Below are 274 nucleotides of genomic sequence, written 5' to 3'. Positions count from 1 at the left end.
GGTCACTATGTTGATGCATCATACGGTATTAATGCCCCAGGCGATGTTACACTTGCTCGCTCACTACCTAAAAATACCTTGGATATGATCATTGGTGGTCATTCTCAAGAGCCAATCTGTATGGCTGGCAACAATAAAAATGATGATGACTTCAAGCCGGGTAAAGCATGTAAACCTGACCAACAAAATGGTACTTGGATCATGCAGGCCCATGAATGGGGAAAATACGTAGGTAAGGCAGAGTTTAAACTCGAAAACGGCGAACTAACTTTAC

Annotated in this window: 1 pseudogene; it reads left to right on the top strand. The window is 42.7% G+C overall.

The window, feature by feature from the left end:
- A pseudogene (gene ushA, locus AC6UDE_RS06940) lies at positions 1-274 on the top strand (bifunctional UDP-sugar hydrolase/5'-nucleotidase); the annotation flags it as partial.

Source organism: Fructilactobacillus sp. X2R5C3, assembly GCF_059901325.1.
Note: the sequence above shows the minus strand (reverse complement) of the source record. Positions and strands in the feature narration are given on the sequence as shown.